13 protein-coding genes are annotated in these 14116 nt (G+C 61.2%); 5 read left to right on the plus strand and 8 right to left on the minus strand.

Annotated features, from left to right (window positions below):
• Positions 1-53: 53 nt before the first annotated feature.
• Genes ACILSO_RS26100 through ACILSO_RS26120 form a run of 5 tightly spaced genes read right to left on the minus strand, consistent with a single transcriptional unit; the run spans position 54 to position 3998 of the window.
• Positions 54-902 carry a patatin-like phospholipase family protein gene (locus ACILSO_RS26100; protein WP_395740418.1) on the minus strand — a complete coding sequence of 283 codons (849 nt, stop codon included), beginning with the start codon at positions 900-902 and terminating at the stop codon, positions 54-56.
• The gene (locus ACILSO_RS26105; protein ID WP_395740419.1) at positions 899-1909 is read right to left on the minus strand and encodes a lysylphosphatidylglycerol synthase transmembrane domain-containing protein; all 1011 of its coding nucleotides are present in this window, start codon (positions 1907-1909) and stop codon (positions 899-901) included. Before ACILSO_RS26105 ends, ACILSO_RS26100 begins: the two co-directional genes overlap by 4 nt.
• A gap of 22 nt (positions 1910-1931) precedes the next feature.
• Positions 1932-2186 (minus strand): phosphopantetheine-binding protein, encoded by a 255-nt coding sequence (locus tag ACILSO_RS26110; RefSeq protein ID WP_395740420.1) that lies wholly within the window; start codon positions 2184-2186, stop codon positions 1932-1934.
• A 36-nt stretch (positions 2187-2222) separates the two neighbouring features.
• The gene (locus ACILSO_RS26115) at positions 2223-2951 is read right to left on the minus strand and encodes an SDR family oxidoreductase (protein WP_395740421.1); all 729 of its coding nucleotides are present in this window, start codon (positions 2949-2951) and stop codon (positions 2223-2225) included.
• A gap of 36 nt (positions 2952-2987) precedes the next feature.
• The gene (locus ACILSO_RS26120; RefSeq protein WP_395740422.1) at positions 2988-3998 is read right to left on the minus strand and encodes a galactose oxidase; all 1011 of its coding nucleotides are present in this window, start codon (positions 3996-3998) and stop codon (positions 2988-2990) included.
• Positions 3999-4063: 65 nt separating this feature from the next.
• Between ACILSO_RS26120 and ACILSO_RS26125 the strand changes: the two genes are divergently transcribed.
• From ACILSO_RS26125 to ACILSO_RS26135, 3 genes are read left to right on the plus strand one after another with little or no spacing between them, the layout of a single operon-like run.
• Positions 4064-5425 (plus strand): DUF1501 domain-containing protein, encoded by a 1362-nt coding sequence (locus ACILSO_RS26125; RefSeq protein ID WP_395740423.1) that lies wholly within the window; start codon positions 4064-4066, stop codon positions 5423-5425.
• 37 nt (positions 5426-5462) lie between these two features.
• Positions 5463-5645 carry a hypothetical protein gene (locus ACILSO_RS26130; RefSeq protein WP_395740424.1) on the plus strand — a complete coding sequence of 61 codons (183 nt, stop codon included), beginning with the start codon at positions 5463-5465 and terminating at the stop codon, positions 5643-5645.
• A gap of 44 nt (positions 5646-5689) precedes the next feature.
• Positions 5690-7129 (plus strand): DUF1501 domain-containing protein, encoded by a 1440-nt coding sequence (locus ACILSO_RS26135; protein WP_395740425.1) that lies wholly within the window; start codon positions 5690-5692, stop codon positions 7127-7129.
• Positions 7130-7141: 12 nt separating this feature from the next.
• Here ACILSO_RS26135 and ACILSO_RS26140 read toward each other — a convergent pair whose 3' ends face one another.
• The 3 genes from ACILSO_RS26140 to ACILSO_RS26150 are packed head-to-tail and all read right to left on the minus strand — an operon-like array spanning position 7142 to position 10412.
• Positions 7142-8488, minus strand: a complete 1347-nt coding sequence (locus tag ACILSO_RS26140; RefSeq protein WP_395740426.1) for a hypothetical protein — start codon at positions 8486-8488, stop codon at positions 7142-7144.
• A gap of 35 nt (positions 8489-8523) precedes the next feature.
• A complete protein-coding gene (locus ACILSO_RS26145) occupies positions 8524-9411 on the minus strand; it encodes a ComEC/Rec2 family competence protein (protein WP_395740427.1) in 888 nt (295 codons plus the stop codon).
• Positions 9408-10412 carry a hypothetical protein gene (locus ACILSO_RS26150; protein ID WP_395740428.1) on the minus strand — a complete coding sequence of 335 codons (1005 nt, stop codon included), beginning with the start codon at positions 10410-10412 and terminating at the stop codon, positions 9408-9410. Before ACILSO_RS26150 ends, ACILSO_RS26145 begins: the two co-directional genes overlap by 4 nt.
• An 86-nt stretch (positions 10413-10498) precedes the next feature.
• Here ACILSO_RS26150 and ACILSO_RS26155 point away from each other — a divergent pair, with 86 nt between their 5' ends.
• Positions 10499-11839, plus strand: coding sequence for a DUF1501 domain-containing protein (locus ACILSO_RS26155; protein ID WP_395740429.1), 1341 nt, complete (start codon positions 10499-10501; stop codon positions 11837-11839).
• Between the two features lie 76 nt (positions 11840-11915).
• Positions 11916-14114 carry a DUF1549 domain-containing protein gene (locus ACILSO_RS26160; RefSeq protein ID WP_395740430.1) on the plus strand — a complete coding sequence of 733 codons (2199 nt, stop codon included), beginning with the start codon at positions 11916-11918 and terminating at the stop codon, positions 14112-14114.
• The last annotated feature ends 2 nt before the right edge of the window (positions 14115-14116 follow it).

Raw genomic sequence — 14116 nt, forward strand, 5'->3', positions numbered from 1 at the left:
AACGCATGATGCGCCGATGTCAATCCCCCCCCGGATCGGACCCCTTCCGCGATTCACACTTGCCCCGCCAGATGTTCTGACTCGAAAAACTTCTGCGCCGTGGTCTCGCCCATTGCATATAGCTCCTTCAGCTTTCCTGGAAACAACGGTGAGGGGCGCGAATGGTCTGTGGTGACGATGGTCAGCTTTTTACCGTGCAGACGTGCGAGCTCGATGCGGTCGAGGAGGATCTGGCGGTTCAGGGAGGCATGCGTGGCGGCGACGGTGGCCATCAGGCGGCTCAGGGGCATCAGCGGAGGTTTGCCCTGGGGCTGGACGATGCGGTGAATGATGATGTGGTCGATGCTGTCATCGGTAAACCATGGGTCCACTGGGGATTCATGCGCAACGCCACCATCGGTGCATTTCCGGCCCTCGAATTCCAAGGGCGTAAACATCATGGGGACGCAGGCACTGGCGGCCATGGCGGTGGCGAGCGGGCCTTTGCGCACGAAAAGGGTTTCGTGGTTTGAGAGGTCGCTCAGGGCGATGAGCAGCTGGGGATTCGAAAGGGACTCGATGGTGCGGCTGCCGACGAGCGATTCGAAATGGGGCACCGCGCCCCTCGGATCGAAAAAGCCAGGATGGCGGTGAAAGAAGCTGTTGATCAGCTGATGCCAGATCCACTGGGTGCGGCTGGCAAAGGACAAGTAAAGTCGCGGGCTGAGAACGGCCTGGCGGATGGCCTCCTGCTCCAGACCAGCAGCGAACAAGCCCGCAGTGATGGCGCCAGCGGATGAGCCGGACACGGCGACGGGCCGCACGCCCAGAGCCTGAAGGCGCGCCAGGAAGCCGGCATGCGTGGCGTAGCCCATGAAGGACGCACCCAGTGCCACGGCGATGCGAGGGCGGCTGGTACTCATGCGCTGACGGCCTCCGGTGGGATAATGGCCGTGTGCCTGGCACGCAGAAACAGCACGCCGCCCACAAGGCCCCAGAACAGACTGAAAATCCAGCCGGCGAGAGAGGCGGACACGCCCACGGCTTCTGGCACATTGGCCAGGCCTGCCAGAAGGGCCTCAAAGGTGCGCTCACGCACACCGAGTCCGGAAACGGAAACCGGCAGAGATGCGGCGGCGTCGACGATGGGCATGGCGGTGAGGACGTCCAGCAGCGGGGCCACGCCGCCCACGGCACGCAGGCCGCAGTAAAAGCTCAGGAAAAACGCGGTGTGCATGCCGGTGGAGACCACCGCGGCAGAGAGGGTGCGCTGCCACAGCACGGCAAAAACAGAATGGATCTTGGTCAGGCGTGCGATGAGTCCGGCGAGCTTGGGATGGCCCATGGTGCGCGGAAAGGTCCGCCGGCCCCAGGCCAGCAGATTGGGTGTGAATGAAACCCAGCTGATGAAAAGGCCCACCAGCGCTCCGCCCACGTACATGCCGTATCCGGTGATCAGCATGCGCAGATCGTACCCGACTTCATTCCAGTGCGAGGCGCGCGCCAGCATGCAGACGCCGAACAGGGCGGCCACGGAGACCAGCCCGGTGAGGTGATCCAGCACGAGAGAGACGCTCACGGGCATCGTTTGCCCCGGAAGGCGCCGGGACAGCGCCATGATCTTGTAGGTGTCCCCGCCCACCACGCCGACGGAGCTGATGTTGAAAAAAGCGCTGATAAGTTCCGCGCGCAGCACGATGCCAAACGGCAGGTCCGGCACCAAACCGCGCAGGATGATGTGCCAGCGGACGGAAGCCAGGAAGAGCGAGAGGAATGCGCAGAGAATGCCGGCAAGCGTCCAGTGCCAGTTCGTGAGCAGGGCATGGAAGCGAGGTGCAATCTCCGCAAAAAGATCATGCTCCCGGAACAGCAGCACGAGAAGCACGCCGCTGATGAGCAGACGCAGGATGATGGAGGCAAAGCGTTTCAAAACGCGGGGCTGGGCAGTGGGATTACGCCGCCGCTTTTTGATCCATGGCCTCGGCGATCGTGTTCACACTGTGCAGGATGCGCTTCGCCTGGTCTTGGTCGGCCATTTTGAAACCAAAGTGCTTTTCGATCATCACCACCAGCTGCAGGGCATCCACGGAGTCGAGACCGACGCCTGCGGGACCAAAGAGGGGGGTGTCATCGCCGATTTCATCTGCGGTCATGTCGAGCATGAGTTCGCTGATCATAAGTTCTTTGAGGCGCTGGCGGGTCGGCATGCAGGGGATACGAGTCGTAGGGTGCGGAGGGGAGGCCTAAAGGAGGCCACCGTCAATTTTCAGGGTCGAGCCAGTGATATAGCTCGCTTCGGGGCTGGCAAGGAAGAAAACCGCCGCCGCAATCTCCTCCGGCCTGGCAAAACGGCGCATGGGGAGCTGCATTTTAAGGGCTTTGAGGTGCTCCGGCGTCCAGTCGGCAGGCAGTCCTCCCTCGATGTAGCCAGGGCAGACCGCATTCACGGTGATGCCCATGCGGGCGGATTCCTTGGCGAGGCTCTGAGTCAGGCCGATCACGCCCGACTTGGCCGCGGAATAGTTGGTCTGCCCGGCCGGGGACGAGATGGCGCTGAGTGAAGCGATGTTGACGATGCGCCCGCGCCGCTCGCGCATCATGGCTGAAAGGGCGGCTTGGCAGCCATGGAAGACGGCGTTCAGGTTGGCATCCAGCACGCGAAACCATTGATCCTGAGCCATGTTTGCCAGCAAAGAGTCTTCATGGAAGCCTGCGTTGTTGATCAGGACTTCAAGAGGGGAGGCTTTGGATGCGATTTCGGCCACTGCTGCTTTCCATTCGTCTGGTGAGGTGACTTCGAGCGTGATTAATTCAGCCCGGTCCGAATATTTTGCGGCCAGAGCCTCCGCACGGTCCCGCCGCTCCCGGACCCCCATGAACACACGGCAGGAGGGCTCCCGTGTCAGGAAAAACTCAGTGATGGCCAGGCCCAGCGCTCCATTGGCACCGGTGATCAAAATGCTGCGACTCATCGGGGAGCTTTGGAGTTCACCGGGGTGAGTTTCAAGTCACTTCATCTCCCCGCCCCACACTTGGGGAGATCGCACGCCGGGGCGCGCCTCGCCGCCGGGGATCACGACCTGGCCGTTCCAGGGCACGGCATTGGTCGTGACGAGAGAAAAAGGCACCTCTCCGGCCTGGCTCCAGGTTTGTGTCTTCACATCCAATGCCAGGACGGAGCGCGGGAAGCCGGGATGCTTCTCCTTAGGCATGAAGTTGACGTTCGCGCCGTCGTCACCGCCGATGACATAAATCTTGGAGCCGACCACCGGGGCGGGATTTGGGGCCGCCACGGCCACGCGGGGCATGTCGGGGAGCTTTTTCCAACCCGTGGCTGCCGCGTAGGCCCACGCATCGTTCAGCCATTCCCGCTCCGGCTTGCCGTCCTTGTCCGCATGCAGAGCCGCGCCGCTGAACAGGTGTACCACGCCGTCCACCGCGGCCATGCAGCCCAGGATGCGCGGTTTGCCGGGGCAGGGGAGGAGTTCCTGCCACTGCGCGCCGGGTTGCTTCAGATCGAGAGACCAGAAGGTGTTCATCGCGCTCGTGGCGGTTGGCGTTTCGATGCCCCCCGCGATGTAGATGACTCCATCGCTTTCGCAGCCGCACATGAAGGCGCAGGCTTTCGGCAGCGGCGGCAGCGAGGCGTCCTTGCTCACCCAAAACACTTCGCGGAAATGCTCGGTGGCATTGCCGCCACCCAGAATGATCCACCCCTTTGGAGTCGTGATGCTGACGCCATAACCATTCGGCTTCGGCAGTTTTCCCGCCACCCGCCAGGCACCGTGTGGCTTCTCCAAGACATAGAGTGTGTCATACCAGAGCTTGGTGCCGCCCTCCCAGGGCATTTTGTCGATGAAATGCGTGCCGCCCGCGACCATGAGGGAGCCGTCCACCACTCCGGCAAAAGAACCAGCAAAGCCTCGTTCATCAGGTATGGCGGGCAGGGGAGACCATTGAAAATCAGCGGCGGAGACGGAAGAGGTGAGGTACATGAGGCAGAGCAGCGGGCGAAGCATGGCCCGCACATAACGCGGTTTTCATGATAGTTCCGGCACATTGAGTGCTTATTTTGGTCCCCCTCATGCTCACTCTCTCCGGCAAATCCCACGGCAAGCTCTGCGACGGCGTTTCGCGTCGCGACTTCCTGCGCATCGGCGGTCTCGCCATGGGCGGGCTGTCGCTGCCGGAGCTGCTGAAGGCCGAGGCGGAGGCCCGCACGGGCCGCAGTTTCAAGTCGGTGATCATGATCTACCTGTGCGGTGCGCCCCCGCACCAAGACATGTATGATTTGAAGATGGACGCGCCGCTGGAAATCCGCGGCCCCTACAAGCCGATCAAGACCGCCGTCCCCGGCATCCACATTTCCGAGCACGCGCCACGTCTGGCCAAAATCATGGACAAGCTGGTACCCATTCGCAGCATGTATGGCTCGCCGAACGGTGCTCACGACAGCTTCATCTGCTACACCGGCAAGCCGCCGCCTCCCAACGGCGGCGCGGCGCCTGTCGGCCGACTTTCCGATCCACCTGCTTTCGGCTCCGTTATTTCGCGCCTCAAAGGCCAGGCGGACCCGGCGATGCCCGCCTTCGTGGGGCTCGCCCCCAAGGCCGGCCACCCGCCCTACGGCTCCCCCGGCCATCCCGGCTACTGCGGCAATACGCACGCAGCCTTCCGGCCCAATGGCGCGGGCATGGATGACCTTCAGCTCAATGGAATCACGCTCGACCGCCTGGAAGACCGCCGCTCTTTGCTGACCGGTTTTGACAGCTTTCGCCGCGAACTGGATGCCAGCGGCCTCGTCGGCAGCATGGACGCTTTCAATCAGCAGGCGCTCAATGTCCTTACTTCCAGCAAGCTGCTCACGGCCCTCGATCTCGGCAAGGAGAGCGTCAAAACCCGGGAGCGTTACGGCAAAGGCGACTCCAAAAACTACGGCGACGGCGCCCCGCTCAATCTCGAGCACTTCCTGCTCGCCCGCCGCCTCGTTGAAGCCGGTGCCCGTGTAGTGACGCTGAACTTTGGCCGCTGGGACTTCCACGACAACAATTACCCGCAGCTCCTGCGCCATCTGCCGCTCTTCGATCAAGGCATGAGCGCGCTGGTGGAAGATCTGCATGAACGCGGTCTGGACAAAGATGTGGCCGTCGTCGCCTGGGGTGAGTTTGGCCGCACTCCTATCGTGAACAAGGATGGGGGCCGTGACCACTGGCCGCGCGTTGGCGGTGCCTTGCTCGCGGGTGGTGGTCTGCGCACCGGGCAGGTGATCGGTGCCACGGACAAACTCGGCGGTGAGCCCACCGAGCGACCGGTTCATTTCGGCGAAGTCTTCGCCACGCTTTACAAGCACATGGGCATCGACACCGTGAAGACCACGCTCAACGATCTGACTGGCCGCCCTCAGTACCTGGTGGATGGCTGGTCACCGATGCCGGAACTGATTTAGAATTGATCGCCAAGAGAGCGGGAGGTATAAAAGCCTCATGTATCCTGTCAAAACCACCATTCCTGAGGGGTTAATCCTCAAAGACGGCGACGAAGCTGACCTTCGTGTGGTGATTGAGGACGGAGCCATCGTGGTGACGAAGATTCTGCGCAAAAAATCTGCGGCTGAAGCGGCATCCGTCCAGCATACGATCAAGCTGGGAGTCTGGAACCGGAAGTAGTACTTTTGGAAAGGCCGCGCGACAGCCACCGTATTTGAAGGCGCATGTCGTGGCCACATCCAACTCATCCTGTTTCCCGCCGTGAAGTGATTCAGGCGGGAGCGGTGGGCTTGCTGGGCATGGGAATGAACCACCTCAGCGCTCTTCAGGCCATGACGGCGGCCACTCAGCCGGCGCGTGCGAAGTCGGTGATCTACATCTTCCTCTCCGGCGGTCTGGCGCAGCATGAGAGCTTTGACATGAAGCCGGACGCGCCCATGGAGATCCGCGGTGAGTTCAAACCCATCCGCACGCGCACGCCGGGGCTGCACATTTGCGAGCACATGCCCAATCTCGCGCGCATTTCAGAGAAGTGGTCGCTGGTGCGTTCTCTCACGCATGGCAGCAGCGATCACTCGCTGGGCCACCACATCATGCTCACCGGCCGCAGCGATGCTCCGCTCGGGTTTGATCCGTCGAAGCCCAAAAAATCGGATCATCCCAGCATGGTCGCTTTGGCCACCGCGCTCCTGCCGAAGCGGAAAGACAATCTGCCGCCTGCCATTGTCCTGCCGGACAAGCTCGTGCATCGTGAGGGGCGGACTCTCGCCGGGCAGTTTGCAGGTACGCTTGGCGCACAGCACGATCCATGGTTTTTGGAGATGTCGCCCTACCACCCGAAGCATTACGGCGCGTATCCCAAATACCTGTTTCACCATGAGCGCGGTTTTGAAACCGACACCGCGCTGAAGTTTCAGGCACCGCATCTTTCTTTGCCGCAGGGCCTCACGCTCGACCGCGTGATGGACCGTGTATCCCTGCGAAATGCCCTCGAATCTCAGACGGACGACCTGACTGCGCTCGCCGGCGATGAAGCCTTCGATTCCACTCGCCAGGCCGCCATTGGTCTGCTGGGAAACCGCAAGGTACATGACGCTTTCAGTTTGGAAAAGGTAGATCCCAAAATGCTCGACCGCTACGGCCGGCACAGCTTTGGCTGGTCGTTGCTGATGGCCCGCAGGCTGGTGCAAAGCGGTGTTCGCATGGTGCAGGTGAATCTGGGCAACAACGAGACCTGGGACACGCATCAGGCTGCCTGGGGCAATCTGAAAAACTACCTGCTCCCGCCGATGGACCAGGCAGTGAGCGCCTTGATCGAAGACTTGGATGCCAGCGGCCAGCTTGATGAAACACTCATCGTCATGGGCGGCGAATTTGGCCGCACGCCCAAAATCAAGAGCATTTCCGCCAAGGCCCTGCCAGGACGCGATCACTGGGGCCACGCGCAAAGCATCATGCTTGCCGGCGGTGGCATCAAAGGAGGTCGCGTCATTGGCGAGACTGACAAGCAGGGTGGCTATCCTGTCAGCGATGCGCAAACTCCCGAAAACCTTGCTGCCACCATCTACGAAGCGCTTGGGCTACCCCGCGAAACGATCTGGAAGGACTTTACCGGTCGTCCGCACACACTTTACATGGGTTCGCCAATCGGCGGACTCGTGTAGTGATTGATGACTTCACGCAAAGCCGAGCAGCTTCTTCAGTCCGTCGATCACTTTCTGCTCCTCTTTGCTGATCTTGGAACCAAGCCCCAGAAAGCCGCCGCCTTCGGCTTCCGCAGTCTTGACGGCGATTGCCAGGGCGACCCTTCGGTAAAGGTTGAAATCTTCTTCTCCGAACTTAGCGGCGGCGAGCACCACGGCCTCGGCGACCATTCTGGGCGGATGCGCACCACGGGCGGTGACGGCAGGCCAGAGAATGTGCATCTGGTCGGGAATGCGGGCTGCGGATTTTAGGATAAGACTTGTCGCCACGCCCTCAGAGACCGCCTGAATAATTTCGGCGAAAGTCTGGCATTCTTTGTCGCCCACATGGCCGTCAGCAGCAGCCACCAGCAGAAAACTTGCGACGAGTCCCATGCTCAGGATGTCCCACTCATCTTCCGGCAGTCCGCCACTGGCGATCTCCACATCCTGGCCCTGCATCAGCTCCAGGATGCTGGCCAGCGTGTCGCGGGCCATTGGCGGGGAATCCGCTGTCACCAGCGCGGCGGCAAGGCTGTGCAGGTGCTGGAAAAAAGCAGCCTGCTCGGAGGCGTCAAACTTCTGCGACACCAAGGCATGACCTTTGACAAACACAGGTTTGGGAAACTCCTCAAACTGGATATCGGCAAAACTCAGCCAGAAAAGCTGGTCGTAATAACGCAGCAGTGCGTGGGCGGCGCATGCCTCCATGCCGGGAGTGTAGCCTGCCATCAGCCAGTGTTTGAGGGCGTTTTTCCGCGCTTCCCCCAGCTCCCCGCCATGGCAGCCGTTCATCGCGGCGTACAAGCAGGCATAGACGGAGGCAAGCTGCCGCAGCTCGGTTTCGGTAAAACGTTGCAGCGCCGGATCAACGCCCGGCCAGTAGGTGGTGACCTGCAGCTGGTCCGTGAAGCGTTCGTTGTTTTTGCCGTAGGGCATGAACTTGAACATTTCGCCCAGCTGTACGGCCATGGCGACGCGTTCGGGAACGGGATTGCCGCCGTCATCACGCACGGCGGCTGCTGCCACGCGGCCCAGGTGCAAAACAAACTGCAGCTTGTCCTTCGGCGTGAGCTGCTGCATCTCGGCCTGGATTTCTTCGATCACCGGCGCTGTGTCCTGCGCTGTGGTCAGTTCTGAATAGAGCCTGTGGAAATGCGTGGCCAGATGCTGCAGCCCGCCTGTGTAAACACAGATGCGTGCGTTTGGATCGCCCGACGCTTCGACGTGCTCGTTGAACCGTCTGGAGTCCACGGGAGTCGGGCCGGCATCAACTCCGGTGATGGCGAGGTGAACAAACAGGGGCGCTTTTGCGAGGGTGTCAAAGTTAGGTGAGCTCATGAGCGTGCATTAAGAAGAAAGCAGGGCTTCTGTTATCACTTTTCTTTCTTTGCTGTCACGTCCTTTCCATCGGAAGTGATCTCAATGTTGCCATGCCACGCGGTGACGAATACCTGCGTGCCGAGCGGTTCGAACTGCTTGGTGAGCTTCTCGCCTGGAGATGGCACCTCGCTGCCGGCGTAGAAATCCAGGCATGAAGCGATGGCAAATTTCGGCCGGGTCGCGGCGGCGAATTCGGGATGAGTGTTAAATCCATGATGTGGCGCCGTGACCACCGCGGCTTTCAATTTCTCGGCCGGTGTCTTCTCCAGGACGTAGCGCTGGCCTGTGCCATAGGCGTCTCCGGGAAAGAAGAGGACGTTCTGCCCGTGCTGCATGCGCAGGAACAGGGAGTTCGTGTTCAGCAGGCCGTGCTCGGTGATCTTGGCAGGATCCGTGTCCAGATTGTGCATGGCCTTCGGTGGAGAGAGTACCTCGACTGCCAGCGCCGGATCAAAGTCGAGTTTGTCACCCTCCGTGGCGGCGATGTACTTTGCGCCACGCTCCTGCGCATGCTGACGGAGGCGGTTGTAAGCCAGCGAAAAGCCGCGCGCCGTGTAGCCGGTGTCCACAAAGGTCTTCACTGGCATGTGGTCGAGCAGCCACATTGCGCCGCCGTAGTGGTCCCCATGCGGGTGACTGATGGCGATGCCGTCGAGCTGCGTGATGCCGCGTGCTTTGAGAAAGGGCTCAATGGTGTCGCGTCCCGCATCATACGGTTCAGACTGCGGCCCGGTGTCGATCATCCATGTGTGGCCTCCCGGCGTCTGCACCACCACGGCCAGACCGTGCTTCGGCATGTTCAAATACGTGATGATGAGCTTGCCGTCTGCCGCGTGGAGAGATGTCACCAGCAGCAGACAAAGGATGAGGAGGGATTTCATGGATGTTTCAGCTTGTTCCAGCCGTTCGCAGGCTGTCGAGGCAAATCCCGCCACTGCGGCACCTGCGCGATGGTTTGCTCCATCAGGTCCGCGCACTGTTCGGCGATCGTCACCAGCGTGTCCCGCATGCCTGCGCTCTCGGCCATATCGATCATCGCATCAAACTCAAGGCCGCCGCTGACGCGTTTCGCCTCTTCGCTGTTTCGCGCCACCACGCGAAGCACATCCTCCGTGTGGTGCGGCAGCCAGCGGCGGTTTTCCGCGAGCACGGCGTTTAGCAGCGGCCGCAGTTCGGGCTTCCACCCTTCATCAAACAACTGCGCGAGTTCGCCGCGTTTTTCGCCGATGCGCATGTAGTGCGGCTGGATTGCCTCCACTGGCGTGGCCGCCATGTCGCGGAATGTTTTCTCCCATTCGATGCCGAGCTCTGTGCCGATGATGTGAAACGTGAACTGATCCTGCACGATGCGGTTACGCGGTGTGTAAACGCCATCCAGCAGGTGCATGTGGATGCCCGGCTGGACGGACTTGATCAAGGAGTCGCCGACAATGTGTACCATCCATCCCAGTGCGTAGGCCAGGCCGCGCTCGGAGCTCATGTCATCACGAACCGCCCGCGCGCAGTAGTCCGCCAGATGGTCCCATGGCACGCGCAGGCTCACCTCCTGCGGCGCCCAGCCGAATACGAGATGCGCACGGCCATAAAACAGCTCGTGGATTTCCTTCGGCCGATATTTCCGTCCGTCAAAATTCAGCGTCCAGGTTTTCACTGCGCCGCCGGTGACAGGGCTCTTCTCCAGCGGCACCGTGCCGAATCCCACCTCGCGTCCGGTGTCCACGCAGATGGCTTCAGGCATCACCTGGATGTCGCAACCGAGGTATGCGCCGCAGAGGAAACTCGGCAGATGGCGCTCAATGAGCGGTGCGACAGACAGGCCGCGCCCTTGCGCGGCCTTCGCCGCGAGGATGCCATACATCGTGTGTCCGATCAGTCCGCTCATGTTTTGAAGCAAACGCTCCGGCTTTCGTGGGTCTGGCAAGAGTCCCGATCTTCCCGCCGTAGGTTTGCTCGGCCCTTCAACCAGCCATGCTCAATCTCTACTCTCAACCCAGCGGCGGCTATTGCGACGGTGTGTCGCGTCGAAACTTCCTCAAGATCGGCGGGCTCGCCATGGGCGGGCTGTCGTTGAATGATGTGCTGCATGCAGAGGCTGTGCAAAAGACTGGCAGGTCGCACAAGGCTGTGATCATGATCTTCCTTCCGGGCGGCCCGTCGCACCAGGACATGTTTGACATGAAGCCGGATGCTCCGTCCGAAGTTCGCGGGGAGTTCAAGCCGATCTCCACCAACGTTCCGGGCATCCAGATTTGCGAGCACCTGCCGCGCCTGGCAAAGATGATGGACAAGTGCACCATCATCCGCTCCCTGGCCGACTGCGACTCGCGCCATGATGCCTTTCAGTGCCTCACCGGCCGCAACTCCAAGCAGCAGCCTCCCGGCGGCTGGCCTTCCTTTGGCTCCACGGTCTCGCGTTTGCAGGGAGGCACCAATCCTGCCATGCCTCCCTTCGTCGGTCTGGCGCCGAAGATGGGGCACATGGAATGGGCGCGCACCGGGGAGCCCGGCTTCCTAGGAGTCGCGCATGCACCCTTCCAGCCCAACCGTGGTGGCGGTACGGAAGACATGTCCCTGCATGGCATCACGCTGGATCGTCTGCGCGATCGCAAGTCGCTGCTCTCGAGCTTTGACCTTTTGCGCCGTGATCTCGATGCCACCGGTCTCATGGGCGGAGTGGACGTCTTCAATGAGCAGGCATTGAACGTGCTCACGAGTCCCAAGCTCCTGCACGCGCTCGATTTGAGCCGGGAAGACCCACGCATCGTCGAGCGCTATGGCAAAGGCGAAAACCGCAACCGGGATGACGGCGGACCACGCCTGCCGGAGCACTTCCTCGCCGCGCGCCGTCTGGTGGAAGCAGGTGCGCGTGTCGTCACGCTCGCCTTCAGCCGCTGGGACTATCATTCCAACAACTTCGGCCAGCTCCGCGAAGACCTGCCGCTGCTCGACAGCGGCCTCACGGCCCTCATCAGCGACCTTCACGAGCGGGGCATGGACAAGGATGTATCCGTTGTGGTGTGGGGTGAGTTTGGCCGCACGCCCAAGATCAATGACAAAGGTGGCCGCGACCACTGGCCACGCGTAGCCTCCGCGCTCCTCGCCTGCGGCGGCATGCGCCACGGCCAGGTCATCGGTGCCACCGATAAGCAGGCCGGCGAACCCACCGAGCGTCCCGTGGCCTTTGGCGAAGTCTTTGCCACGCTCTACAAGCAGATGGGCATCGACGTCACCAAAGCGACCCTCACCGACCTCACGGGCAGGCCCCAGTATCTGGTGGATGGACATCTGCCGATGGCGGAGCTGGTTTGAAAAAGCGCCGCCGAAAAGCACAGACTTAGTTTGGGACGACAAAATGTGTCACCGGCCTGCGTAGGTTTCGTTTGTCATGAATCTGCCACGCTACACTCTCATCGCCGCATTGGTTTCCGCCGCACCTGGTTTCGCGGCAGACGCGCCGCGCCCGCTGAACTTTGCCAACGACATCGTTCCCATCCTGACCAAGGGCAGCTGCAATTCCGGCGGCTGCCATGGCAAGTCGGGCGGGCAGAACGGCTTCAAGCTTTCGCTGCTCGGCTTTGAGCCGCAGGAAGATTACGAACACATTGTTAAGGAAGCGCGCGGTCGCCGCGTGTTTCCGGCTTCGGCGGAGCAAAGCCTGCTCCTGACCAAAGGAACGGCGCAGCTGCCCCACGGCGGCGGCAAAAAGCTCGACCCCAATTCAGAGGATTACGCCGATCTCGTGCGCTGGATTCGTGACGGCATGCCCTATGGAAAGGACACCGATCCGAAGATGGCCAGCATCAGCGTCGAGCCCGCCAAGCTCACCATGCCGCTCAAAGGGGCCCAGCAGCTCAAGGTCACCGCTCATTACACCGACGGCAGCACCCGCGACGTCACCAAACGGGCGCTGTATGAGGCCAATGAAAAAGCCATGGCCGAGACAAGCGAGACCGGCCGTGTGCAGCTCTTTGATCTCCCTGGCGACGTCGCCGTGATGGTGCGCTATCAGGGCAAGGTCTCGACCTTCCGCGCCACCGTTCCTCTTGGCGCTCCGGTGGAAAAACTGCCCGCATCCCGCGGCTTTGTGGATGATCTTGTCTTCGCCAAATTGAAGACCATCGGCATGCCGCCCTCAGACATCGCAGACGACGGCACCTTCATCCGCCGTGTCACGCTCGACATCGCCGGACGCCTTCCCACTGCGGCGGAAATGAAGGACTTCATGGCCTCCAAGGAAGCGAATAAGCGCAGCATCCTCATCGACCGCCTGCTGGACTCCCCGGACTACGCCGAATACTTCGCCAACAAGTGGAGCGCCCTGCTGCGCAATCAGCGTACGCAGCCGACCTTCGCGCGCGGCAGTTACCTCTTCTGGCAGTGGATTCGCGACAGCATCGCCGACAACAAGCCCTACGATCAGTTCGTCCGCGAAGTGGTCTCCGCCTCCGGGGATCTGGATCAAAATCCCCCCGTCGCCTGGTACCGGCAGGTGAAAGAAATGAAACAGCAGATGGAGGACGTGGCGCAGCTTTTCCTCGGTACCCGCATGCAGTGTGCGCAGTGCCATCACCATCCCTTTGAAAAGTGGAGCCAGCAGGACTACTACGGCTTCGCCGCCTTCTTCAGCAACGTCAGCCGCAAGCCCTCCTCGTTTGCGGGTGAGGAGATGATCTTCAGCAAGCGCGGAGTTGCCCAGACCACCAACATCCGCACCAAGGAGGCCGTCATGCCCACCAGCCTGGGTTCCACCGCCTTAAAGCTGAAGCCGGAGCAGGATCCGCGCCTCGCGCTGGCGGACTGGATGAGCCAGAAAGAGAACCCCTTCTTTGCCCACACGCTGGTAAACCGCTACTGGAAGCACTTCTTCAATCGTGGCCTCGTCGAGCCCGAGGACGACATGCGCGAAACGAATCCTCCCGTGAACCCAGAACTGCTGAGCGCTCTGGCCGCCGACTTCGTGAAGAACCGCTACGACTTGAAGCAGCTCATCCGCACCATCACCAATTCCACCACCTACCAGCTCAGCGCCGTTCCGAACGCACACAATGCGAAGGACCGCCAGAACTTCAGCCGCTACTATCCGAAGCGTCTGAACGCCGAAGTGCTCTACGACTCCGTCAATACGCTGCTGGACGTCCAGACCGCCTTCGCCGGCCAGGCCCCTGGCACGCGCGCAGTCGCACTGCCGGACAACAGCTACAACCAGAGCACCTATTTCCTCAGTGTCTTCGGCCGTCCCGACTCCTCCAGTGCCTGTGAGTGCGAGCGTACCCAGGAGGCCAGCCTCGCACAGAGCCTGCACCTGCTGAACGCCGCTGAAATTCAGACTCAGCTCTCGCGTGGCAACGGCCGCGCCGACGCGCTAACGAAGGATGCACGCCCTGATGACGACAAGATTTCCGACCTCTACCACATCGCTCTCAGCCGTGATCCCAATCCGTCCGAAATCAAATTCGCCCACACGCACATCGACAAAAAGACCGCCGGTAAATCGGGTGATGAAGCCTTTAAAGGAAAGAAGGAAGCTTATGAGGACATCCTCTGGGCATTGCTGAACACGAAAGAGTTTTTGTTCAATCACTAAGC

It is taken from the genome of Prosthecobacter sp. (assembly GCF_044226605.1).
Taxonomy (GTDB): Bacteria; Verrucomicrobiota; Verrucomicrobiia; order Verrucomicrobiales; family Verrucomicrobiaceae; genus Prosthecobacter.